Genomic DNA, 22,253 nt, shown 5'->3' with positions numbered 1-22,253 from the left:
TGCAGGCCGGCGCCTTTTATCGTGCAGTAACCATAGCCTTATTAGTGCACCAGCATGCCGGTGAACCAGTAGGCCTGCGCCAGTGTGATCAGGCCAACGATGGTGGCGAAGAACAGGCTGTGCTTGAGGGTGAAGCGGAACAGGTCGGACTCTTTGCCCACCAGGCCGGTGGCCGCACAGGCTACGGCGATTGATTGCGGGGAAATCATTTTGCCGGTCACGCCGCCGCTGGTATTGGCCGCAACCATCAACACGTCGCTGACGCCGATCTGGTGCGCGGTGGTGGCTTGCAGCGAGCTGAACAGCGCGTTCGAGGAGGTGTCGGAACCGGTCAGGAATACGCCCAGCCAGCCGAGGAACGGCGAGAAGAACGGGAACGCCGCGCCAGTCCCCGCCAGCACCAGAGCCATGGTGGAAGACATGCCCGAGTAGTTGGTGACGAAGGCAAAGGCCAGCACCATGCCGATGGACAGGATCGGCCAGCGCAGTTCGTAGAGGGTCTCTTTGAAAGTGGTAAGACCAGTCTTTATGTCAATTTTCAGGATCAGCATCGAGATCAATGCAGAGAAGAAAATCGCTGTGCCGGTTGCTGAAATCGGGTCCAGTTTGAACACGGCAGCAATGGCGGTCGGTGTGTTTACGATGGGTGCGGTTTTGATCACTAGTTGATCAAGGTGCGGAATGGCGAAGTTGAACACCCAGCCATACATCTCGCCGCCCGGGGAGAACAGGGCCTTGAACGGTTTGAGGGTCCAGATGGTGACCAGAACGGTGAGGATCAGGAACGGCGACCAGGCTTTGAGAATCTGCATCAGGCTGTAAGGCGAAGCCATGAGGTTGCTCGGTTTGCCGAAACCTCCTGCGCTGGCGGTCACGATTACATCAGAGGAGACGCCTGCGATCTGTGCGCCTGCAGTCCGTTTTGGCTGCCAGACTTTCAGGAACAAGGTCAGACTGACCAGGCTGGCGAGGGCCGAGGTAATGTCCGGCAGCTCAGGGCCAATGAAGTTCGAGGTGAAGTACTGGGTGACGGCGAAGCTCAAGCCGGCCACCAGGGCTGCCGGCCAGGTTTCACGCACGCCGCGCAGGCCGTCCATCATGAATACCAGCCAGAAGGGTACGAACAGCGACAGCAATGGCAACTGACGGCCAGCCATGGCGCCGATCTTGAACGAGTCGATGCCCGTCACCTGGCCCGCCACGATGATCGGAATGCCCAGTGCGCCGAACGCTACGGGGGCGGTGTTGGCAATCAGGCACAGGCCCGCCGCGTACAGCGGGTTGAAGCCCAGGCCTACGAGCAGTGCGGCAGTAATGGCTACCGGCGCGCCGAAACCGGCTGCACCTTCGAGGAAGGCACCGAAGCAGAAGCCAATCAGCAGCACTTGCAGGCGCTGGTCATCGGTGATCGACAGTACCGAACTGCGGATGATTTCGAACTGACCACTTTTAACCGTCAGTTTGTAGAGGAACACCGCGGCAACGATGATCCAGGCAATTGGCCAGAGGCCATAGGCAAATCCATAGCCGGCAGCTGCGAAGGCCATGTCGACAGGCATCTGGAAGGCAAAGATGGCCACCACAATGGACAGGGCAAGGGTAATGCTCCCGGCGACGTGTCCTTTGAGACGGAACACGGCCAGAGCCAGGAAGAAAAACACGATCGGAATGACAGCCGCGAGAGCGGACAGGCCGAGGCTGCCGAGCGGGCTATAGAGCTGTTGCCAGGTTTGCATATGGGGTGGCCCCTAATTGTTATTGGTCGAGCGTGCTTGGATAATTGGTATTACCAATTTACAACCGCTACCGGCTAGGGTAAAAGCCTTATGCGGTATGTGTCAATTTGCCGCTCTTAAATCTTTTGTCGGGATGTTCGTGTTCAGTGCATCTGATGGGGGCCGGAGCGGCGCTTCTGATGAGTGTGCGGATTGCGCCAATCGGCGAGAATAGCGGCCCCCGGCGCTCGGTCGGGAGGGTGGAGAGCAGTTATGGGGTTTGATCAAATTCGTCAGCGCCGTTTGTCGGACGATATTGTCGAGCAGCTTGAGGGCATGATCCTTGAGGGAACGTTGAAGTCAGGCGAGCGCTTGCCGGCTGAGCGTGCGCTGGCGGAGCAGTTTGGTGTGTCGCGCCCGTCGTTGCGCGAGGCCATTCAAAAGCTGTCGGCCAAAGGTTTGCTGGTCAGTCGCCAGGGCGGCGGCAATTATGTGGCGACTGCACTGGGTTCGACCTTTAGTGATCCGTTGTTGCAATTGCTGGAGAGCAATCCCGAAGCGCAGCGAGATTTACTGGAGTTTCGCCATACCCTTGAGGCCTCATGTGCCTTTTACGCGGCATCGCGCGCCACCGAGATGGATCGCGAGCGTCTGCGCCTGGCCTTTGAGCAGTTGCAGGATTGTTATGCACGGGTCGATGAGGTGAGCCGCGCCGAGGAGGGCGAGGCGGATGCCAACTTCCATCTGGCTATCGCCGAAGCCAGTCATAACGCAGTATTGCTGCACACCATTCGGGGCTTGTTCGACCTGCTCAAGCGCAACGTGGTGACCAACATCGGGGGTATGTACAAGCAGCGCAGTGAAACGCGCGACATGCTGATCAGTCAGCATCGCGAGTTGTATCTGGCGATTATCGAGGGGCGTGCAGAGGATGCCCGGGAAGTGGCGAGCCGGCACCTGGTGTACGTACAGGAAGTTCTGGAAGAAGTGCGTCAGGAAGTTCAGCGCATGGCGCGGGCTGAGCGGCGTAACGGGTTGTAAGGGGCCAAACCTGCAGGAGCGAGGCAAGCTCGCTCCTGCAGATGATAGGGGCAGGGAGGTTTAGTCTTCCTTGCCCTTGTTGCGCACTGCACGCTGCAGCTCGCGATCGGAGTCGCGCTCACGCTCGGTATGACGCTTGTCGTATTCCTTCTTGCCTTTACCCAGGGCAATTTCGCACTTGATCAAGTGCTTGCTCCAGTAAAGCGAGAGGCAGACGCAGGCGTAACCCTTCTGCTGCACCGCGGCAAACAGCTTTTCCAGCTCGCGCTGGTTAAGCAGCAGTTTGCGGCTGCGCGTCGGGTCGGCAATAACGTGGGTGCTGGCTGTCGTCAGGGGGGCAATATGGCTGCCAAGCAGCCAGGCTTCACCGTCCTTGAGTAGCACATAGCTGTCGACCAGCTGTGCCTTGCCTGCACGCAGACTTTTTACTTCCCAGCCGGCCAGGACCAGACCAGCCTCGAACCGATGTTCGATGAAGTAATCGTGTCGCGCTTTTTTATTCTGCGCGATGGTCCCTGTGGGGTGTTTCTTCTGTTTAGCCATAGGGCCGGCATTATAGGCAGTTGCTAGCGTGTCGGCTACGGCCAACCTGCGAGTTTGTGCGTGCAGGACTGCGTGCTTGAGCGCGTAGGGTGATTCCCGGACAATGCGCCCTCTTTTTTTAGTGGTTGGGCGTAGTAACGATGTCGACAGACAAGGTTTCTGTCCACGGCAGTTGGGCAAGCCGTTGGGTCTTTATTTTCGCCGCGACCGGTTCTGCCGTGGGTCTGGGCAGTATCTGGAAATTCCCTTACATGGTGGGCGTCTACGGTGGCGGTGCTTTTGTATTGGTGTTTCTGGCCTGTATCGCGCTGATTGGTGTGCCGGTGATGCTGGCTGAAACCCTGATCGGTCGGCGGGCGCGACTGAGTCCGGCAAATGCCTTGAAGGTATTGGCGGTGGAGGCCGGGCATTCCGGGCGTTGGTCCTGGGGTGCTTTTGCCGGGATGATCACGGCACTGCTGATCCTGTCTTTTTATAGTGTGGTCGGCGGCTGGTCGCTGGATTACATCATCAATATGGGCAAGGGCGACTTTCAGGGCGCGACAGCTGATCAGGTGGGTGCTTACTTCGGTGGCGTGATAGCCGACCCATGGCGCCTTACGTTCTGGCATACAGCGTTCATGCTTCTGTCAGCGTTTGTGATCGCCAGGGGCGTGGTAGCGGGTCTTGAGCGCAGTTTGCGGATCATGATGCCTATTCTGTTTGTACTGTTGCTGGTGCTGCTGGGTTACAGCATGACCACGGGGCACTTCATGGAGGGCGTGCATTTCATGTTCGACTTCAACCCCGACCGGGTGCTCGACGGCTTGCTGGCGGCAATGGGGCATGCGTTCTTTTCGCTCAGTGTTGGCGTGGGTTCTATCATGATCTACGGTGCATATATGCCGAAAAACGCATCGATTTCCGGGACGGTTGTCGGTGTGGCGCTGATCGATACCTTTGTCTCATTGCTGGCCGGACTGGCATTGTTTCCAATTGTATTCGCTTCGGGTTTGAACCCGAGCGAAGGCCCAGGGCTGATGTTTGTGACCTTGCCGTTTGCCTTTGGCAACGTAGCGTTCGGTCAGTTGATGGGGGTGGTGTTCTTTGTTCTGGTGGCCGTGGCAGCCTGGAGTTCGGCTATCTCGCTGCTGGAGCCGATGGTGGCTTACCTCGTTGAGCGGACCCGGGTCAGGCGCCTTTGGGTCACGTTCTGGCTGGCCTTTACCTGCTGGTTCGTCGGTCTGGGTACGGTGTTTTCGTTCAATATCTGGAAGCAGGCCAAGTTTTTCGTGAGCGAAGAATCAGGTTTTCACCTGTACCAATGGGGGGCTGCCAGCGGTCTGGACTTCTTTGGTGTCGTTGATTTCTTCACCTCGCGTATCATGCTGCCTTTAGGCGGGCTGTGCTTTGTGGTCTTTGCAGGCTGGATCATGGGGCGTGGCGCGGTACGCGACGAGTTGTCGATGCGCAGCCCGGCGATGTTCACCCTGACTCTTTTCTTGATGCGCTATGTGGCGCCACTCGGCATTCTGATTGTGTTTGCCGCCCAGCTGTGGAAGTAACGCTGACATGACTACCCATATCCAACGCTCCGCCTTGCTGCCTTATCCGGCGCAGGCTCTTTATGACCTGGTTAACGATGTTGCGAGTTATCCGGAGTTCTTGCCGTGGTGTTCATCGGCCGAAATTCTTGAAAGCACCGAGGTGCTGATGCGCGCCAGCCTGGGTGTGGCCAAGGGCGGTTTGAGCCAGCACTTTGTGACGCGTAACACGCTGGTGCCGGGGCAATCCATTGAGATGAATCTGGAAGAGGGGCCATTCACCAAGTTGCACGGCCTCTGGGTGTTCAAGCCATTGGGCGAGAAAGCCTGCAAGATCAGTCTGGATATGACGTTTGATTACGCAGGGGCGATTGTGAAGGCGACCTTGGGGCCGTTGTTCAATCAGGCCGCCAATACGCTGGTAGATGCGTTTTGCCAGCGCGCCAAGCAGTTGTATGGCTGACTCTGATGATTGATGTTGAGGTTGTCTACGCGGCTGTCGATCGTCAGCGCTTGCTGGTTTTGGCGGTGCCGCAAGGCACTACTGTACGGGCGGCGGTGCTGGCGTCGGGTATGGATAGCGAGTTTGCGGAGCTGGATCTGCTGAATTGCCCTGTGGGGATTTTCGGCAAGCAGGTCGCAGCGCCAGACAGCCATGTATTGCAGGCCGGTGATCGGGTTGAAATTTATCGTCCTTTGCTGGCCGACCCTAAAGAAATCCGGCGCCAGCGTGCAGCCAAAGCGGCTGAAGCCAAGCGCCTGAGCCAGCTGTAAGCACTTTAGACAGACAACAAAAAGCCCGGCATGCCGGGCTTTTTTGTGCCGAACCTTTATTGTTCGGTTGTATCCAGAGGCGCTGGAGTCGGTACAGGTACCGCTTTGACTCCATCGACGTCTTTCTGGATCTGATCGAGCAGCGAGCCAGGTTTAGGTGGCTCATCGCTATTCTCGCTCGGCGCAGTCTCAGGCACTGGCGGGGCGGTTTCACCCGGGGCAGTGTCTTTGCCGAGAATTGCCTCGTCGCGGCTCACGCCAGGCTTGAAATCGCCTGACAAGCTGATGAGCTGGTCGTTTTCGTTGAAGAACACGCTCACGCGTTCTTGTTGGCGTTCACCGCCACCGGGTTGCAGGCTATACAAATAATCCCAACGATCCGGATGGAATGTATCGGTCAGCAGGGCGTTGCCCATGATAAACCGCACTTGCCGGCGGGTCATTCCCGGGCGTAACTGGTTTATCATGTCCTGCGTGACGACATTGCCCTGCTGGATGTCGATTTTGTAAACCCCGGGGAATGAACAACCGGCGAGTGCGAGCAGTCCCACAAAGGTGAAACTGGTTAGCAAGAGCTTGGTGTTTTGCATCGGTGGGCGACTTCCACTATCTTGGCTGGGACAACGTAAACGCCGATCATACCCGTATTAAGAGAAGCTGCGAAGCGCTTCCGCGAGAAAGCTAACCATGGTTGAAAATAGCGAACTACGTAAGGCCGGACTTAAGGTGACTCTGCCACGAGTCAAGATTCTACAAATGCTTGACTCTGCCGAGCAGCGTCACATGAGTGCCGAGGATGTTTACAAGGCATTGATGCAAGCTGGCGAAGACGTCGGTCTGGCCACGGTCTACCGTGTACTGACGCAGTTTGAGTCCGCAGGGCTGGTGATTCGCCATAATTTTGATGGCGGTCATGCGGTCTTTGAATTGGCCGATGCCGACGGCGGACACCACGACCACATGGTCAACGTGGACAGTGGTGAAGTGATCGAGTTTTTCGACGAAGACATCGAAAAACTGCAACATGCCATCGCCGCCAAACATGGCGTCGAGCTGGTAGATCACAATCTGGTGCTGTACGTACGCAAGAAAACTAAATAAGCATGTCGCGCGAACCCCGGTTCGCGAAACCAACGAAGGCGACCCCAGGGTCGCCTTCGTGCTGTCTGAATCTTGGTGTTTGTTGACCGTTCGTCGTTAAGCTGCCAGGTTTTTTGCTGTGACCACCATTTTCTTGGCATGAGCCAATGATTCTTTGGTCAGGTCGATGCCGCCGAGCATGCGCGCGACTTCTTCTACTCGCTCTTTTTGACTGAGTTTTGACACAGCGGTGCGTGTGGTTTCGCTCTCGCGAACCTTGTGTACGAAAAGGTGTTGGTGGCATTGGGCTGCCACTTGCGGCAGGTGGGTGACCGTCAGCACCTGGCCGCGCTCGCCAAGCCTGCGCAGCAACTGGCCAACGATTTCAGCAGTTGGGCCGCCGATGCCCACGTCGACTTCGTCGAATACCAGGGTGGGTACGCGTGAGGTTTGTGCGGTGATGACCTGGATGGCCAGGCTGATGCGTGACAGTTCGCCGCCAGAGGCCACCTTGGCCAGGGCTTTAAGAGGCTGGCCGGGGTTGGCGCTGACCAGCAGTTCAACTTGCTCCAGACCGTGGGGCATCGGGTCGGTGCTGTTTTGTGGGCGCAACTCGATGACGAAGCGGCCGCCTGGCATGCCCAGGCGCTGGATTTCTTCTTCTACTGCACTGCTCAGCTGTGTTGCCGCATGGGCACGCAAACCGCTGAGTTCGCGTGCGCACTCCTGATAGTGGCGGGTGTACGCGGTCAGTTCATTGTTCAGGCGTTCAATGGACTCATCGTTGGCGTTGAGGGTTTCGATCTCTTCCAGTAGCCGTTGCTGCAGGGCGGCAACGTCATTTGGCTGGACGCGGTGTTTGCGTGCCAGGGTGTAGATGGTGTCCAGTCGCTCTTCGAGGTACTGCAGGCGGCCCGGGTCAGCATCAAAATGATCGAGGAAACGGTTAAGTTCGCCCACGGCCTCTTCGACTTGAATTTGTGCGCTGGCCAGCAGGTCGGTTGCTTCGCTCAGCGAGCCGGAGTTGTTGTTGATGCTCGACAGGCGATTCAGGCTCACGGTCAGCGCGTTGAGTACGTTGCCGGAATCGTTTTCGCTGCACTGTTCAACCACCTGACGGCAGATAGTCAGCAGGGTTTCGGCGTTGGTCAGGTTCTTGTGTTCCTGCTCCAGCTCTTCCAGTTCGTTTTCGCCCAGCGAGAGGGTTTCGAGTTCTTCGAGCTGGTAGCTCAGCAGTTGGTGGCGTGCGCGCTGCTCGTCACCCGAGTTGGACAGGTGCTCGAGTTCCTGGCGGGTCTGGCGCCAGCGTTGTGCTGCCAGATGGACCTGGCGGGCCAGATCGGTGGCACCCGCATACTCGTCCAGCAAGCGGCGATGGGTGTCGGGTTTGAGCAGCGACTGGTGTTCGTGCTGGCTGTGGATATCGATCAACAACTCGCCCAGGGCTTTCAGGTCGCCTTGAGGGCAGGGTGTGCCATTGATGTAGCCGCGTGAGCGTCCTTCGGCCGTGATCACTCGGCGCAGGATGCACGGGCCTTCAGCCTCGAGATCGCGTGCGGCAAGCCATGCCCGGGCTTCGGGGATATCCTGCAGGTCGAAGGTGGCCAGGATGTCGGCCTTTTCGGCCCCGGGGCGAACTACGCCACTGTCGGCGCGGTCACCCAGGGTAAGGCCGAGCGCATCGAGCATGATCGATTTACCGGCACCGGTCTCGCCAGTGATTACACTCATCCCGCGATCCAGTTCAAGATCGAGATGTTCAACGATGGCGTAGTTATGTACGGACAGGTGCACCAGCATAGGAGCTGCTCCAAAACGTAATGTCTGGTTATTTATACAGTGTTTTGTTTCGTGCTGACAATGCCTTCGTTTAGTTCGATTTGCTTGGTCGTTTTGCTTTTTTAGGTCGTTTCGATTGTCCAGCCGGGGCTTTTGCTCGAGGGGAAAGACCACACTTACTGCTTTTTGGCTCTTGAACCTGAAAATTGCGACCCCATATACCTTGGCAGAAGCGCGAGTCGAGCTCGCGGACAAAGTTTGAAAGGAGAAATCTATGGCAGACGAACAGACTATGGATACGCAGAATCAAGACGCTAATCAGGCTGCTGATGCAGGAAGCGAAGATCTGGTATCCCGCGTGCAAGTGCTTGAAGAGCAGCTGGCGGCCGCTAATGATCAGGCTTTGCGCGTAGCTGCCGATCTACAGAACGTTCGCCGCCGTGCAGAACAGGACGTTGAAAAAGCACACAAATTTGCACTGGAAAAATTTGCTGGCGACCTGTTGCCGGTAATCGACAGTCTGGAACGCGGCCTTGAGCTGTCGAACCCGGACGACGAAAGCATTCGTCCAATGCGTGAAGGGATCGAGCTGACCCTGAAAATGTTCCAGGACACCCTGAAGCGTTATCACCTGGAAGCTATCGATCCACACGGCGAGCCCTTCAATGCCGAGCATCACCAGGCGATGGCAATGCAGGAAAGCGCTGACCTGGAGCCAAACAGTGTGCTCAAGGTGTTTCAAAAAGGTTATCAGCTCAATGGTCGCTTGCTGCGCCCGGCTATGGTCGTAGTCAGCAAGGCTCCAGCGCCGGTTTCGCCATCGATTGACGAGCAGGCTTGAAATCGGCCGCAAGGCCCCCATTTAGAAGTCAAGCGTTAAGTAATGCCGCAGTTGGTCATTACTGCTGCGGCAAAAAAATTCAAATTTAGGGAGAGTTAACATGGGCAGAATTATCGGTATTGACCTCGGGACCACCAACTCGTGTGTTTCGGTTCTGGAAAACGGTAAAGCAAAAGTTATCGAAAACGCTGAAGGCGCGCGTACCACGCCGTCGATCGTTGCGTATGCCAACGATGGCGAAATTCTGGTTGGCCAGTCGGCCAAGCGTCAGGCAGTGACCAATCCGCATAACACCCTGTACGCGGTGAAGCGTCTGATCGGTCGTCGTTTTGACGAAGAAGTTGTGCAGAAAGACATTCAGATGGTTCCGTACAAGATCGCCAAGGCTGACAACGGCGACGCTTGGGTTGAAGTGAACGGCCAGAAAATGGCTCCGCCACAAATCTCGGCTGAAATTCTGAAGAAAATGAAGAAAACCGCCGAAGACTACCTCGGCGAGCCAGTGACTGAAGCGGTTATCACCGTTCCGGCCTACTTCAACGACAGCCAGCGTCAGGCGACCAAAGACGCCGGCCGTATCGCGGGTCTGGACGTAAAACGCATCATCAACGAACCAACCGCTGCTGCTCTGGCTTACGGTATGGACAAAGCGAAAGGCGACCACACTGTCATCGTTTATGACCTGGGTGGCGGTACTTTCGACGTGTCGGTAATTGAAATTGCCGAAGTGGATGGCGAGCACCAGTTTGAAGTGCTGGCGACCAACGGTGACACGTTCCTGGGTGGTGAAGACTTTGACATCCGTCTGATCGACTACCTGGTTGACGAGTTCAAGAAAGAAAGCGGCATGAACCTCAAAGGTGACCCGCTGGCGATGCAGCGTCTGAAAGAAGCTGCTGAAAAAGCCAAGATCGAACTGTCTTCGAGCCAGTCGACCGACGTGAATCTGCCGTACATCACTGCAGATGCCACCGGTCCTAAGCACTTGAACGTGAAGATTTCCCGCGCCAAGCTGGAATCGCTGGTTGAAGACCTGGTTCAGCGCACCATCGAGCCTTGCCGCACTGCACTGAAAGACGCCGGTATCGACGTTGGCGCGATCAACGACGTGATCCTGGTCGGTGGTCAGACTCGCATGCCGCTGGTACAGAAGCTGGTAACCGAGTTCTTCGGCAAGGAAGCACGTAAAGACGTGAACCCGGACGAAGCTGTTGCAATGGGTGCTGCTATCCAGGGCGCAGTATTGGCCGGTGATGTGAAAGACGTTCTGTTGCTGGACGTGAGCCCGCTGACTTTGGGTATCGAAACCATGGGTGGCGTAATGACTGCCCTGATCGAGAAAAACACCACGATTCCTACCAAGAAATCGCAAGTGTTCTCGACTGCTGACGATAACCAGGGCGCAGTGACCATTCACGTGCTGCAAGGCGAGCGCAAGCAAGCCGCTCAGAACAAGTCGTTGGGCAAGTTCGACCTGGCTGACATTCCACCAGCTCCACGTGGCGTGCCTCAGATCGAAGTAACCTTCGACATCGATGCCAACGGCATCCTGCACGTAAGTGCAAAAGACAAGGCGACTGGCAAGTCTCAGTCCATCGTGATCAAGGCTAACTCGGGTCTGTCCGAGGAAGAAATTGCTCAGATGGTTCGTGACGCTGAAGTCAACGCTGAAGAAGACCGCAAGTTCGAAGAGCTGGCAGCTGCACGTAACCAGGGCGACGCACTGGTTCACTCGACTCGTAAAATGATCGCTGATGCTGGCGATAAAGTGACCGCAGAAGAGAAAGTTGCAATCGAAGCTGCAGTAGTTGCACTTGAAGCCGCTGTTAAAGGCGATGACAAGGCTGCTATCGAAGCCAAGGTTGAAGAGCTGTCCAAGGTGTCTGCTCCGGTCGCACAGAAAATGTACGCCGAGCAAGCGAACCCGGCAGACGCAGCGGCCAAGCCTGCTGAAGAAGCCAAGGCTGACGACGTTGTCGACGCTGAGTTCGAAGAAGTAAAAGACAACAAGTAATTAGCTTGTTGGTCGGCCGGTTGACCGTGCATTAGCGGTGACTGGTAGGATGTCGCCGCGCGGGAGCTTGCTCCCGCGTTGGCGTGTCTGGAGTAGAGGAATTTTTACAGCATGCGACATGGTCGAATGCTTGCGGTTGGGTCCGGATCTTTTTTGTTTCCGCTTGGCTGTAACCGCTCCTGTTGGCCGATGCATTGGCTGTTAATCAGAAACCAATATCGTTGAAAAAGACGTGAGTCGGGCTTGGTCTTTACTGGGGTCCGGCGGGTTTGGTGAGGCTCGGGAGGGTTTTGCCGAACGTCCTTGAGAGTGCAAAGAATTATGGCAAAGCGCGATTATTACGAAATATTGGGTGTTGAACGTACTACCACTGAAGTGGAGTTGAAGAAGGCATATCGTCGCCTCGCAATGAAGCATCACCCGGATCGCAATCCGGATGACAAGGCTTCCGAAGAGTTGTTCAAGGAAGCCAACGAGGCTTACGAAGTTCTGTCGGACTCCAGTAAGCGTGCCGCCTATGATCAATACGGCCATGCCGGTGTTGATCCGCAAATGGGTGGCGGCGGTGCCGGTTTTGGCGGGCAGAACTTCTCCGATATTTTCGGCGATGTGTTCAGTGATTTCTTCGGCGGTGGTCGCGGTGGCTCCCGGGGCGGCGCTCAGCGGGGCAGCGATTTGCGCTACACGCTGGAGCTGGATCTGGAAGAGGCCGTACGCGGTACCACGGTCAATATTCGTGTGCCGACGCTGGTCAACTGCAAACCATGCGATGGTTCGGGTGCCAAGAAAGGTTCTTCGCCGGTTACCTGTACGACCTGTGGCGGTATTGGCCAGGTGCGCATGCAGCAGGGCTTTTTTGCTGTGCAGCAGACCTGTCCGCGTTGCCACGGTCAGGGCAAGATCATTTCTGATCCGTGCGACAGCTGCCGTGGCGAAGGCCGCGTAGAAGAATACAAAACCCTTTCCGTAAAAGTGCCTGCGGGCGTAGATACGGGCGACCGGATTCGTCTTTCGGGCGAAGGCGAGGCGGGTGTGCAGGGCGGGCCGACCGGCGATCTGTACGTGGTGATCGAGGTGCGTGAGCACGCGATCTTCCAGCGCGACGGCAAGCATCTGTTCTGTGAAGTACCGATCAACTTTGCCGATGCTTCGCTGGGTGCCGAGATTGAAGTGCCGACCCTGGATGGCCGGGTCAAGCTGAAGATTCCGGAAGGCACGCAAACCGGCAAGCAGTTCCGTCTGCGTGGCAAGGGTGTTGCTCCGGTACGTGGCGGCGGCGCTGGTGACTTGATGTGCCGTGTGGTGATCGAGACGCCGGTGAAACTGAGCCGTCGTCAGCGTGAGTTGATGGAAGAGTTCCGTTCGACACTCGAAGGCGATAGTAGTCATTCGCCGAACGCAACCGGCTGGTTCGAAGGCGTGAAGCGCTTCTTCGGCGATTTGTAAGGAGCGGGACATGCGACGTATGGCTGTGATGGGCGCTGCTGGGCGCATGGGTAAGACCTTGGTCGATGCGGTGCAGCAGCGCTCACCAGTGTGCGGGCTGACAGCGGCCATCGTGCGCCCGGGCAGCTCCCTGGTGGGGGCGGATGCCGGTGAGCTGGCCTCTATCGGGCGTATCGGTGTGCCGTTGTCGGAAAACCTGCAAGCGGTCGCGGCTGATTTCGACGTACTGATCGATTTCACCCTGCCTGAGGTAATGCTGGCCAACCTGGCCGTGTGTCGCCAGTTGGGCAAGGCCATGGTGATCGGTACTACGGGGTTGAATGCCGAACAAAAGCAGTTGCTGGTTGAAGCCGGCCAGGATATTGCGATTGTTTTTGCCTCCAACTTCAGTGTGGGCGTCAACCTGTCGTTCAAGCTGCTGGATATGGCGGCACGGGTGATGGGTGAAGATGCTGATATCGAAATCATCGAAGCTCATCACCGGCACAAGGTCGACGCGCCTTCGGGAACCGCGATGCGCATGGGTGAGGTCATTGCCAGTGCATTGGGGCGTGACCTGCAGCAGGTGGCGGTCTATGGTCGCGAAGGTCACACCGGCGCCCGCGAGCGCGAAACCATCGGTTTTGCGACAGTTCGGGGCGGTGATGTGGTGGGGGATCATACGGTTCTGTTTGCGACCGAGGGCGAGCGTCTTGAGATCACCCACAAGGCATCCAGCCGCATGACCTTCGCCAAGGGTGCCGTTCGTGCTGCGCTGTGGCTCGACGGGCGTGAGCCCGGGCTGTATGACATGCAGGATGTGCTCGACCTGCGTTGAGTTGTCTCTGTAAAATCAGGCTGTTGGCGCGCCGGCAGCCTGACTTTTAACCGCTAAGCGATGTTCTGTCGCATTCCTCTGCCTTTTAGGCTCTTTAGCGGTAGACCAAAAAAGCCTTTTTCTGTAAGCTACAGCTTTAGTGTGTCCACTAAAAGCGCGCAGATAATTCGATGAAGAAGCGGGGTGACGTGTCCATACGTCACTCCGCTTTTTTACAACCTGCGATCGCCCTTTCAGGCTTTATTTACGGGAGGTCTTCTTGACTAAGCAAGCCATACTCGCCCTCGCTGATGGCAGCATTTTTCGCGGCGAAGCCATTGGAGCCGACGGTCAGACCGTTGGAGAGGTGGTGTTTAACACCGCAATGACTGGCTACCAGGAGATCTTGACGGATCCATCCTACGCTCAGCAAATCGTTACCCTGACTTACCCGCATGTTGGCAATACCGGTACTACGCCGGAAGATGCCGAGTCTGATCGTGTCTGGTCCGCAGGTCTGGTTATTCGTGATCTGCCACTGGTTGCCAGCAACTGGCGCAACACGATGTCGCTTTCCGATTACCTGAAAGCCAACAATGTTGTCGCTATCGCAGGTATCGATACCCGTCGCCTGACCCGCATTTTGCGTGAGAAAGGTGCACAGAACGGCTGCATCATGGCCGGCGACAACATTTCTGACGAAGCTGCCATTGCTGCTGCGCGCGGCTTCCCGGGCCTGAAAGGCATGGATCTGGCGAAAGTTGTCAGCACCGAGAAGGCTTACGAGTGGCGCTCCAGTGTCTGGAACCTGGCCACCGATAGCCATCCGACAATTGAAGCGTCCGAGCTGCCTTATCACGTAGTTGCCTACGACTACGGCGTAAAGTGGAACATCCTGCGCATGCTGGTTGAGCGTGGCTGCCGCGTCACTGTTGTGCCGGCACAAACTCCGGCCAGCGACGTACTGGCACTGAATCCGGATGGTGTGTTCCTGTCCAACGGCCCGGGTGATCCGGAGCCATGCGACTACGCAATCACGGCTATTCAGGAAGTGCTGAAAACCGAAATTCCGGTGTTCGGTATCTGCCTGGGACACCAGTTGCTGGCTCTGGCGTCCGGCGCCAAGACGGTGAAAATGGGTCACGGCCACCACGGTGCGAACCACCCGGTTCAGGATCTGGACACGGGCGTTGTGATGATCACCAGTCAGAACCACGGTTTTGCGGTTGATGAAGCGACTTTGCCGGCCAACGTGCGCGCAATCCACAAGTCGCTGTTTGACGGCACCTTGCAAGGTATCGAGCTGACCGACAAGAGCGCTTTCAGCTTCCAGGGTCACCCTGAAGCCAGCCCTGGCCCGAACGACGTAGCGCCGCTGTTCGATCGTTTCATCAATGAGATGGCCAAGCGCCGCTGATCATACCCTTGTGCTAGTACCCAGTGCCGGCCCCGGACTCCGGCGGCCCCTTGGGTGCTTCACAGACTTGATCGACGGCTTGCCGACTGACCTGCGGATTTGAGTGACAAACCCATGCCAAAACGTACAGACATTAAAAGCATCCTGATTCTCGGCGCTGGCCCGATCGTTATCGGCCAGGCCTGTGAATTCGACTACTCCGGCGCCCAGGCTTGTAAAGCTCTGCGCGAGGAAGGCTATCGCGTCATCCTGGTGAACTCCAACCCGGCCACCATCATGACCGACCCGGACATGGCCGACGCAACGTACATCGAGCCGATCAAGTGGCAGACTGTTGCCAAGATCATCGAAAAAGAGCGTCCGGACGCTCTGTTGCCGACCATGGGCGGCCAGACTGCTCTGAACTGCGCACTGGACCTGGAGCGTGAAGGCGTTCTGGAGAAGTTCGGCGTAGAAATGATCGGCGCCAATGCCGACACCATCGACAAGGCTGAAGACCGTTCGCGTTTTGACAAGGCGATGAAGTCCATCGGTCTGGATTGCCCGCGCTCCGGTATCGCCCACAGCATGGAAGAGGCCAATGCGGTCCTCGAAAAGCTGGGCTTCCCGTGCATCATCCGTCCATCGTTCACCATGGGCGGCACCGGTGGCGGTATCGCTTACAACCGTGAAGAGTTCGAAGAAATCTGCGCTCGTGGTCTGGACCTGTCGCCGACCAAAGAGCTGCTGATCGACGAATCCCTGATCGGCTGGAAAGAGTACGAAATGGAGGTTGTCCGCGACAAAAAGGACAACTGCATCATCGTTTGCTCGATCGAAAACTTTGACCCGATGGGCGTGCACACCGGTGACTCGATCACTGTTGCTCCGGCACAGACCCTGACGGACAAGGAATACCAGATCATGCGTAACGCCTCGCTGGCGGTACTGCGTGAGATCGGCGTTGAGACCGGTGGTTCCAACGTGCAGTTCGGCATTTGCCCGGACACTGGCCGTATGGTTGTGATCGAGATGAACCCGCGTGTTTCGCGTTCTTCGGCGCTGGCTTCGAAAGCCACCGGTTTCCCGATTGCGCGTATCGCTGCCAAGCTGGCGATCGGTTACACCCTGGACGAGTTGCAGAACGAAATCACCGGTGGCGCTACTCCGGCGTCCTTCGAGCCGTCCATCGACTACGTCGTGACCAAGCTGCCGCGCTTTGCTTTCGAAAAATTCCCTAAAGCCGATGCGCGCCTGACAACTCAGATGAAGTCGGTTGGTGAAGTCATGGCCATTGGCCGGACTTTCCAGGAATCCTTGCAGAAAGCCCTTCGCGGTCTGGAAGTGGGTGTCAGCGGTCTTGATCCAAAGCTGGACCTGAGCAACCCGGAAAGCATGGCAGTGCTCAAGCGCGAGCTGACTGTGCCGGGTGCCGAGCGTATCTGGTACGTGGCTGACGCATTCCGTGCGGGCATGACCGTAGAAGACATCTTCGGCATGAACATGATTGACCCTTGGTTCCTGGTGCAGATCGAAGATCTGATCAAGGACGAAGAGAAGATCAAGACCATGGCGCTGTCTTCGATTGATCGCGATGCCATGTATCGCCTCAAGCGCAAAGGCTTCTCCGACGCACGTCTGGCTGTACTGCTGGGTGTGACCGAGAAGAACCTGCGTCGCCATCGACACAAGCTGGAAGTGTTCCCGGTTTACAAGCGCGTTGACACCTGCGCAGCCGAGTTTGCGACCGACACGGCTTACATGTACTCGACCTATGAGGAAGAGTGCGAGGCCAACCCTTCGGATCGTGACAAGATCATGATTCTGGGTGGTGGTCCGAACCGTATCGGTCAGGGTATCGAGTTCGACTACTGCTGCGTTCACGCGGCTCTGGCGTTGCGTGCCGATGGTTACGAAACCATCATGGTCAACTGCAACCCGGAAACTGTTTCCACTGACTACGACACCTCGGATCGTCTGTACTTCGAATCCGTGACCCTGGAAGACGTGCTGGAAATCGTACGTGTCGAGAAGCCGAAGGGCGTGATCGTCCAGTACGGCGGCCAGACCCCGTTGAAACTGGCCCGTGCGCTGGAAGAAGCAGGCGTGCCGATCATTGGTACCAGCCCTGATGCAATCGACCGTGCAGAAGACCGTGAGCGCTTCCAGCAAATGGTTGAGCGTCTGAACCTGCGTCAGCCGCCAAACGCCACTGTGCGCAGCGAAGACGAAGCCATTCGTGCTGCCTCCAAAATCGGTTACCCGCTGGTGGTTCGTCCTTCCTACGTGTTGGGCGGCCGGGCGATGGAAATCGTTTACGAAGAAGACGAGCTCAAGCGTTACCTGCGCGATGCGGTGAAAGTGTCCAACGACAGCCCGGTGCTGCTGGATCACTTCCTGAACTGTGCAATCGAAATGGACGTTGATGCCGTCTGCGACGGAACTGACGTAGTGATCGGCGCGATCATGCAGCACATTGAGCAGGCAGGTGTTCACTCCGGTGACTCCGCATGCTCGCTGCCACCGTACTCGCTGCCGTTGCATATCCAGGACGAGATGCGTGAACAGGTCAAGAAAATGGCTCTGGAGTTGGGCGTTGTCGGCCTGATGAACGTGCAGCTTGCTCTGCAGGGCGAAGATATCTACGTGATCGAAGTGAACCCGCGTGCTTCGCGTACAGTTCCTTTCGTATCCAAGTGCATCGGTGTTTCCCTGGCGATGATCGCGGCTCGGGTGATGGCTGGTAAAACTCTGAAGGAAATCGGTTTCACTAAAGAAATCATTCCAAACTTCTACAGCGTGAAAGAGGCGGTCTTCCCGTTCGCCAAATTCCCTGGTGTTGACCCGATTCTCGGCCCTGAGATGAAGTCCACCGGTGAAGTGATGGGCGTGGGCGATACCTTCGGTGAAGCTTTTGCCAAGGCTCAAATGGGTGCCAGCGAGGTTCTGCCTACCGGTGGTACTGCGTTCATCAGCGTACGTGACGACGACAAGCCTTTGGTGGCGGGTGTTGCACGTGATCTGATCAGCCTGGGCTTCGAGATTGTTTCGACCGTTGGCACTGCCAAGTTCATCGAGGCGGCGGGTCTGAAAGTACGCCGGGTGAACAAGGTGACCGAAGGTCGTCCGCACGTTGTCGATATGATCAAAAATGACGAAGTCAGCCTGATCATCAATACGACCGAAGGTCGTCAGTCGATTGCTGACTCTTACTCCATTCGCCGCAACGCTCTGCAGCACAAAATCTACTGCACCACGACTATTGCTGCTGGCGAAGCGATCTGCGAAGCGCTTAAATTCGGTCCTGAAAAAACCGTACGCAGCTTGCAGGATCTACACGCAGGATTGAAGGCATGATCAAATACCCAATGACGGTCCAGGGCCATAAAGCCCTGGAAGAAGAGCTTGCACACCTGACCAAGGTTGTTCGGCCAAAGCTGAGCAAGGAAATCGGTACGGCGCGCGAACTGGGCGACCTCAAGGAAAATGCTGAGTACCATGCCGCTCGTGAGCTGCAGGGTATGTCTGAGGCGCGTATCCGTGATATCGAGGGCCGTCTGCAGAACGCAGTGGTTATTGATGTGGCGGCGATTCCTCATACCGGCAAGGTGATTTTCGGCACGACGGTCGAGATCGCGAACGTTGAAACTGACGAGCGCGTGACTTATCAGATCGTTGGTGAGGATGAGGCTGACTTCAAACTCGGAAAAATCTCCGTAGGTTCGCCACTTGCTCGTGCCTTGATTGCCAAGGAAGAAGGTGATGTGGTTGCGGTGAAAACACCGGGCGGCGTCATTGAGTACGAGATTGTCGAAGTACGTCACATCTGAGAAAAGGCGCCCGTTTCGTGCGGGCGCACTGCTTTGGCGGCCGGCCCGGATATCCGGGTTGGCGGCTGATGCTTGTTGCACACAGAATTTTTTGGCGGTGCCGGGCTGTATGCTGTGGTGTCGCTGTTGATCAATGTATCGCGTAGTGTGGCCGATAAGCGGCGAGCACTATTTGATGCAGTCTGCTGGCGGGATGTGTTGCGATGGCTGGTTCTGGCTGCCTGATGCGTTGCGCGGGCAGTTTTTGCTATTGGCCAGGCAAGAGTGTCAGGGCGCGCAAAGCGCACCCTTGACCCTTGTCGGCATCACTTGAAACGATGGATGTTCGACAGTTGCTTGTTAACATTGACGTTCTTGCGGTAAAGAAGCGCCATTTTGCCGATAACCTGCACCAATTCCGCTTTGCCTGCCTTGCACAGTTCTGCAATGGCCTCCAGGCGGGATTCGCGATCCAGGATGTTGACTTTGATTTTAATCAACTCGTGATCGCCCAATGCGCGTTCGAGTTCGGCTAAAACACCCTCAGTCAAACCATTATCAGCCACAGTCAATACTGGTTTCAGATGGTGGCCAATGGATTTGTACTGTTTCTTCTGCTCTTGAGTGAGCGGCATAATCTGACCCCTGTGTCTGATCTTGTAAAAAGCGGCGGCCAGTTTACCCGAGGGAGTCCGGGACCGCCCAGTTAATCACGACCCGTTTATTTTTTTGAGGTGGCCCGTGGCCCGTTCCAAGACTAGCCTTAACTGGCTGAAAGAGCATTTCAACGACCCATACGTCAAAATGGCGCAAAAAGACGGGTATCGTTCGCGTGCCAGCTACAAGTTGCTGGAGATCCAGGAACGTGACCGCATTATTCGCCCTGGCATGACTGTTATTGACCTGGGGGCCGCCCCGGGTGGCTGGTCGCAGGTCACCAGCCGTCTGATCGGCGGTCAGGGGCGACTGATCGCTTCGGACATCCTGGAGATGGACAGCATTCCTGATGTGACCTTTATCCAGGGTGACTTTACCGAAGATCACGTACTTGCCCAGATTCTTGAAGCTGTCGGAAATACGCAGGTAGACCTTGTGATTTCGGATATGGCCCCCAATATGAGTGGATTGGCAGCTGTTGACATGCCTCGGGCGATGTTCTTGTGCGAATTGGCACTGGATCTTGCCGGACGTGTCTTGCGGCCCGGTGGTGATTTTTTGATCAAGGTCTTCCAGGGTGAAGGCTTCGACGAATACCACAAAGATATTCGCAAGCTGTTTGATAAGGTGCAGATGCGCAAGCCGTCTTCTTCGCGAGACAGGTCCCGTGAGCAATATTTGCTGGGCCGCGGCTTTCGTGGAATCGCCGGATCTGCCAGTGATGAGCGTCTCTGAATAGGGTGATAGGTTTTTTTGTATCGCTTTACAGATCCCACATAAAGAATATTGTGTAGTCAAAGTTTCACAAAGGGTTACAGACGGAGCCTGCAAGGGTTGTAGGCAATGTAGTAAGTTATGCCGGTGAATATCATGCGAAGCACGCTTCAGTAGCGGGGCTTGCTTCAGAGGGTAGCTAATTGAACGATATGGCAAAGAATCTGATCCTGTGGTTGATCATCGCAGCTGTCCTGGTGACAGTGATGAACAACTTCTCCAGTCCAAACGAGCCACAAACCCTCAACTATTCCGACTTCATCCAGCAAGTTAAGGATGGCAAGGTCGAACGCGTTGCCGTGGACGGCTACGTGATTACCGGCAAACGCAGCGATGGCGATTCCTTCAAAACCATCCGTCCGGCTATTCAGGACAACGGTTTGATCGGTGATCTGGTTGATAACCATGTGACCGTTGAGGGCAAGCTGCCTGAGCAGCAAAGCATCTGGACTCAATTGCTCGTTGCGAGCTTCCCGATTCTGGTGATCATCGCTGTCTTCATGTTCTTCATGCGTCAGATGCAGGGCGGTGCCGGCGGTAAAGGCGGACCGATGAGCTTTGGCAAGAGCAAGGCGCGGCTGCTATCGGAAGACCAGGTCAAAACGACCCTGGCTGACGTAGCCGGTTGTGACGAAGCGAAAGAAGAAGTAGGCGAGCTGGTCGAATTCCTTCGCGATCCGGGCAAGTTCCAGCGTCTGGGCGGTCGAATTCCCCGTGGTGTGCTGATGGTTGGCCCGCCGGGTACCGGTAAAACCTTGATCGCCAAGGCGATTGCTGGCGAAGCCAAGGTGCCGTTCTTCACGATTTCCGGTTCGGACTTCGTTGAAATGTTCGTGGGTGTTGGTGCCAGCCGTGTTCGTGACATGTTCGAACAGGCGAAAAAGCACGCACCTTGCATCATCTTTATCGATGAAATCGATGCTGTCGGCCGTCACCGTGGTAACGGTATGGGCGGCGGTCATGATGAGCGTGAGCAAACCCTTAACCAGTTGCTGGTTGAGATGGACGGCTTTGAGATGAATGACGGTATCATTGTGATTGCCGCCACCAACCGTCCGGACGTGCTCGACCCTGCGCTGTTGCGTCCAGGCCGCTTTGACCGCCAGGTCGTGGTTGGCTTGCCGGACATTCGTGGCCGTGAGCAGATTCTCAAGGTGCACATGCGCAAAGTTCCGATGGGCGATGATGTCCAGCCAGGCGTGATTGCGCGTGGTACTCCGGGCTTCTCGGGTGCTGACCTGGCCAACCTGGTGAACGAAGCTTCCCTGTTTGCAGCGCGCACCGGTAAGCGTGTTGTGGAAATGAAAGAATTCGAGCTGGCTAAAGACAAGATCATGATGGGCGCAGAGCGCAAATCGATGGTCATGTCGGACAAAGAAAAGCGCAACACGGCTTATCACGAAGCGGGTCATGCCATTGTTGGTCGCGTTGTGCCTGAGCACGATCCGGTTTACAAGGTTTCGATCATTCCTCGTGGTCGCGCCCTGGGCGTCACCATGTTCCTGCCGGAAGAGGATCGTTATAGCCTGTCCAAGCGTGCTCTGATCAGCCAGATCTGCTCGCTCTATGGCGGCCGTATTGCTGAAGAGATGACCCTGGGCTTTGACGGTGTGACTACCGGTGCGTCCAACGACATCATGCGTGCGAGCCAGATTGCCCGGAACATGGTCACCAAATGGGGCCTGTCCGAGAAATTGGGCCCGCTGATGTATGCCGAAGACGAAGAGTCGTATCTGGGGCGTGGCGGTGGTCAGAGCTCGAGCGTTTCGGGCGAGACAGCCAAGCTGATCGACTCCGAAGTGCGCAGCATCATTGATCAGTGCTATGGCACTGCCAAGCAGATCCTGACCGACAATCGTGACAAGCTGGAAGCCATGGCTGATGCCTTGATGAAGTACGAAACGATCGATGCCGATCAGATCGACGACATCATGGCGGGGCGCCCGCCACGGGAGCCGCGTGACTGGGAAGGTGGTGGCTCGGGTACCCCGACTGCTCCAACCCTGGACAAGACCGAGCGCCCGGAAACACCTATCGGCGGCCCAGCTGCTGATCAATAAGGCTT

General features: G+C 56.5%; 19 protein-coding genes. 14 read left to right on the top strand and 5 right to left on the bottom strand.

Annotation, left to right across the window (positions count from 1 at the left end):
- Window positions 1–41 precede the first annotated feature (41 nt).
- Entirely contained in the window at window positions 42–1,736 is a 1,695-nt protein-coding gene (locus B195_RS19470; protein ID WP_003439564.1) for a lactate permease LctP family transporter, read from the bottom strand.
- Between the two features lie 252 nt (window positions 1,737–1,988).
- Between B195_RS19470 and B195_RS19465 the strand changes: the two genes are divergently transcribed.
- Window positions 1,989–2,756, top strand: a complete 768-nt coding sequence (locus B195_RS19465) for a GntR family transcriptional regulator (protein ID WP_003439567.1) — start codon at window positions 1,989–1,991, stop codon at window positions 2,754–2,756.
- Window positions 2,757–2,816: 60 nt separating this feature from the next.
- Here the strand turns inward: B195_RS19465 and smpB are convergent, their stop codons facing one another.
- Window positions 2,817–3,299, bottom strand: a complete 483-nt coding sequence (gene smpB / locus B195_RS19460) for an SsrA-binding protein SmpB (protein WP_003439570.1) — start codon at window positions 3,297–3,299, stop codon at window positions 2,817–2,819.
- Window positions 3,300–3,439: 140 nt separating this feature from the next.
- Between smpB and B195_RS19455 the strand changes: the two genes are divergently transcribed.
- The 3 genes from B195_RS19455 to B195_RS19445 are packed head-to-tail and all read left to right on the top strand — an operon-like array spanning window position 3,440 to window position 5,596.
- Window positions 3,440–4,843, top strand: a complete 1,404-nt coding sequence (locus B195_RS19455) for a sodium-dependent transporter (protein WP_003439573.1) — start codon at window positions 3,440–3,442, stop codon at window positions 4,841–4,843.
- A gap of 7 nt (window positions 4,844–4,850) precedes the next feature.
- Window positions 4,851–5,285: a type II toxin-antitoxin system RatA family toxin gene (locus B195_RS19450; RefSeq protein ID WP_003439577.1), complete on the top strand. Its 435-nt coding sequence runs from the start codon at window positions 4,851–4,853 to the stop codon at window positions 5,283–5,285.
- A 5-nt stretch (window positions 5,286–5,290) separates the two neighbouring features.
- Window positions 5,291–5,596 carry an RnfH family protein gene (locus B195_RS19445; RefSeq protein WP_003439578.1) on the top strand — a complete coding sequence of 102 codons (306 nt, stop codon included), beginning with the start codon at window positions 5,291–5,293 and terminating at the stop codon, window positions 5,594–5,596.
- A 56-nt stretch (window positions 5,597–5,652) separates the two neighbouring features.
- Here the strand turns inward: B195_RS19445 and B195_RS19440 are convergent, their stop codons facing one another.
- Window positions 5,653–6,186: an outer membrane protein assembly factor BamE gene (locus B195_RS19440; protein WP_003439579.1), complete on the bottom strand. Its 534-nt coding sequence runs from the start codon at window positions 6,184–6,186 to the stop codon at window positions 5,653–5,655.
- A 97-nt stretch (window positions 6,187–6,283) separates the two neighbouring features.
- Between B195_RS19440 and fur the strand changes: the two genes are divergently transcribed.
- On the top strand, window positions 6,284–6,697 hold the full coding sequence (gene fur / locus B195_RS19435) for a ferric iron uptake transcriptional regulator (RefSeq protein WP_003439580.1): 414 nt from the start codon (window positions 6,284–6,286) through the stop codon (window positions 6,695–6,697).
- A gap of 96 nt (window positions 6,698–6,793) precedes the next feature.
- Here the strand turns inward: fur and recN are convergent, their stop codons facing one another.
- A complete protein-coding gene (gene recN / locus B195_RS19430; RefSeq protein WP_003439581.1) occupies window positions 6,794–8,476 on the bottom strand; it encodes a DNA repair protein RecN in 1,683 nt (560 codons plus the stop codon).
- Between the two features lie 253 nt (window positions 8,477–8,729).
- Between recN and grpE the strand changes: the two genes are divergently transcribed.
- The 7 genes from grpE (at window position 8,730) to greA (ending at window position 18,778) form a co-directional block, all read left to right on the top strand.
- The gene (gene grpE / locus B195_RS19425; protein ID WP_003439582.1) at window positions 8,730–9,296 is read left to right on the top strand and encodes a nucleotide exchange factor GrpE; all 567 of its coding nucleotides are present in this window, start codon (window positions 8,730–8,732) and stop codon (window positions 9,294–9,296) included.
- 100 nt (window positions 9,297–9,396) lie between these two features.
- Window positions 9,397–11,310, top strand: coding sequence for a molecular chaperone DnaK (gene dnaK, locus B195_RS19420; RefSeq protein ID WP_003439583.1), 1,914 nt, complete (start codon window positions 9,397–9,399; stop codon window positions 11,308–11,310).
- A 321-nt stretch (window positions 11,311–11,631) separates the two neighbouring features.
- Entirely contained in the window at window positions 11,632–12,756 is a 1,125-nt protein-coding gene (gene dnaJ, locus B195_RS19415) for a molecular chaperone DnaJ (protein WP_003439584.1), read from the top strand.
- A 10-nt stretch (window positions 12,757–12,766) separates the two neighbouring features.
- Window positions 12,767–13,573: a 4-hydroxy-tetrahydrodipicolinate reductase gene (gene dapB, locus B195_RS19410; protein ID WP_003439585.1), complete on the top strand. Its 807-nt coding sequence runs from the start codon at window positions 12,767–12,769 to the stop codon at window positions 13,571–13,573.
- Between the two features lie 259 nt (window positions 13,574–13,832).
- Window positions 13,833–14,969 carry a glutamine-hydrolyzing carbamoyl-phosphate synthase small subunit gene (carA, locus tag B195_RS19405; RefSeq protein ID WP_003439586.1) on the top strand — a complete coding sequence of 379 codons (1,137 nt, stop codon included), beginning with the start codon at window positions 13,833–13,835 and terminating at the stop codon, window positions 14,967–14,969.
- 114 nt (window positions 14,970–15,083) lie between these two features.
- Complete coding sequence (gene carB / locus B195_RS19400; protein WP_003439590.1) at window positions 15,084–18,305, top strand: carbamoyl-phosphate synthase large subunit; 3,222 nt, start codon at window positions 15,084–15,086, stop codon at window positions 18,303–18,305.
- On the top strand, window positions 18,302–18,778 hold the full coding sequence (greA, locus tag B195_RS19395) for a transcription elongation factor GreA (protein ID WP_003439592.1): 477 nt from the start codon (window positions 18,302–18,304) through the stop codon (window positions 18,776–18,778). Before carB ends, greA begins: the two co-directional genes overlap by 4 nt.
- Window positions 18,779–19,083: 305 nt before the next feature.
- Here greA and yhbY read toward each other — a convergent pair whose 3' ends face one another.
- Window positions 19,084–19,392 (bottom strand): ribosome assembly RNA-binding protein YhbY, encoded by a 309-nt coding sequence (gene yhbY, locus B195_RS19390; protein ID WP_003439595.1) that lies wholly within the window; start codon window positions 19,390–19,392, stop codon window positions 19,084–19,086.
- Between the two features lie 106 nt (window positions 19,393–19,498).
- Between yhbY and rlmE the strand changes: the two genes are divergently transcribed.
- Together rlmE and ftsH are read left to right on the top strand one after the other, a co-directional pair.
- Window positions 19,499–20,149: a 23S rRNA (uridine(2552)-2'-O)-methyltransferase RlmE gene (rlmE, locus tag B195_RS19385; protein WP_003439598.1), complete on the top strand. Its 651-nt coding sequence runs from the start codon at window positions 19,499–19,501 to the stop codon at window positions 20,147–20,149.
- 191 nt (window positions 20,150–20,340) lie between these two features.
- Window positions 20,341–22,248, top strand: a complete 1,908-nt coding sequence (gene ftsH, locus B195_RS19380) for an ATP-dependent zinc metalloprotease FtsH (protein ID WP_003439601.1) — start codon at window positions 20,341–20,343, stop codon at window positions 22,246–22,248.
- Window positions 22,249–22,253 lie beyond the last annotated feature (5 nt).

This window comes from Pseudomonas sp. Lz4W (genome assembly GCF_000346225.2).
GTDB classification, from domain to species: domain Bacteria; phylum Pseudomonadota; class Gammaproteobacteria; order Pseudomonadales; family Pseudomonadaceae; genus Aquipseudomonas; species Aquipseudomonas paraversuta.
Note: the sequence above shows the minus strand (reverse complement) of the source record. Positions and strands in the feature narration are given on the sequence as shown.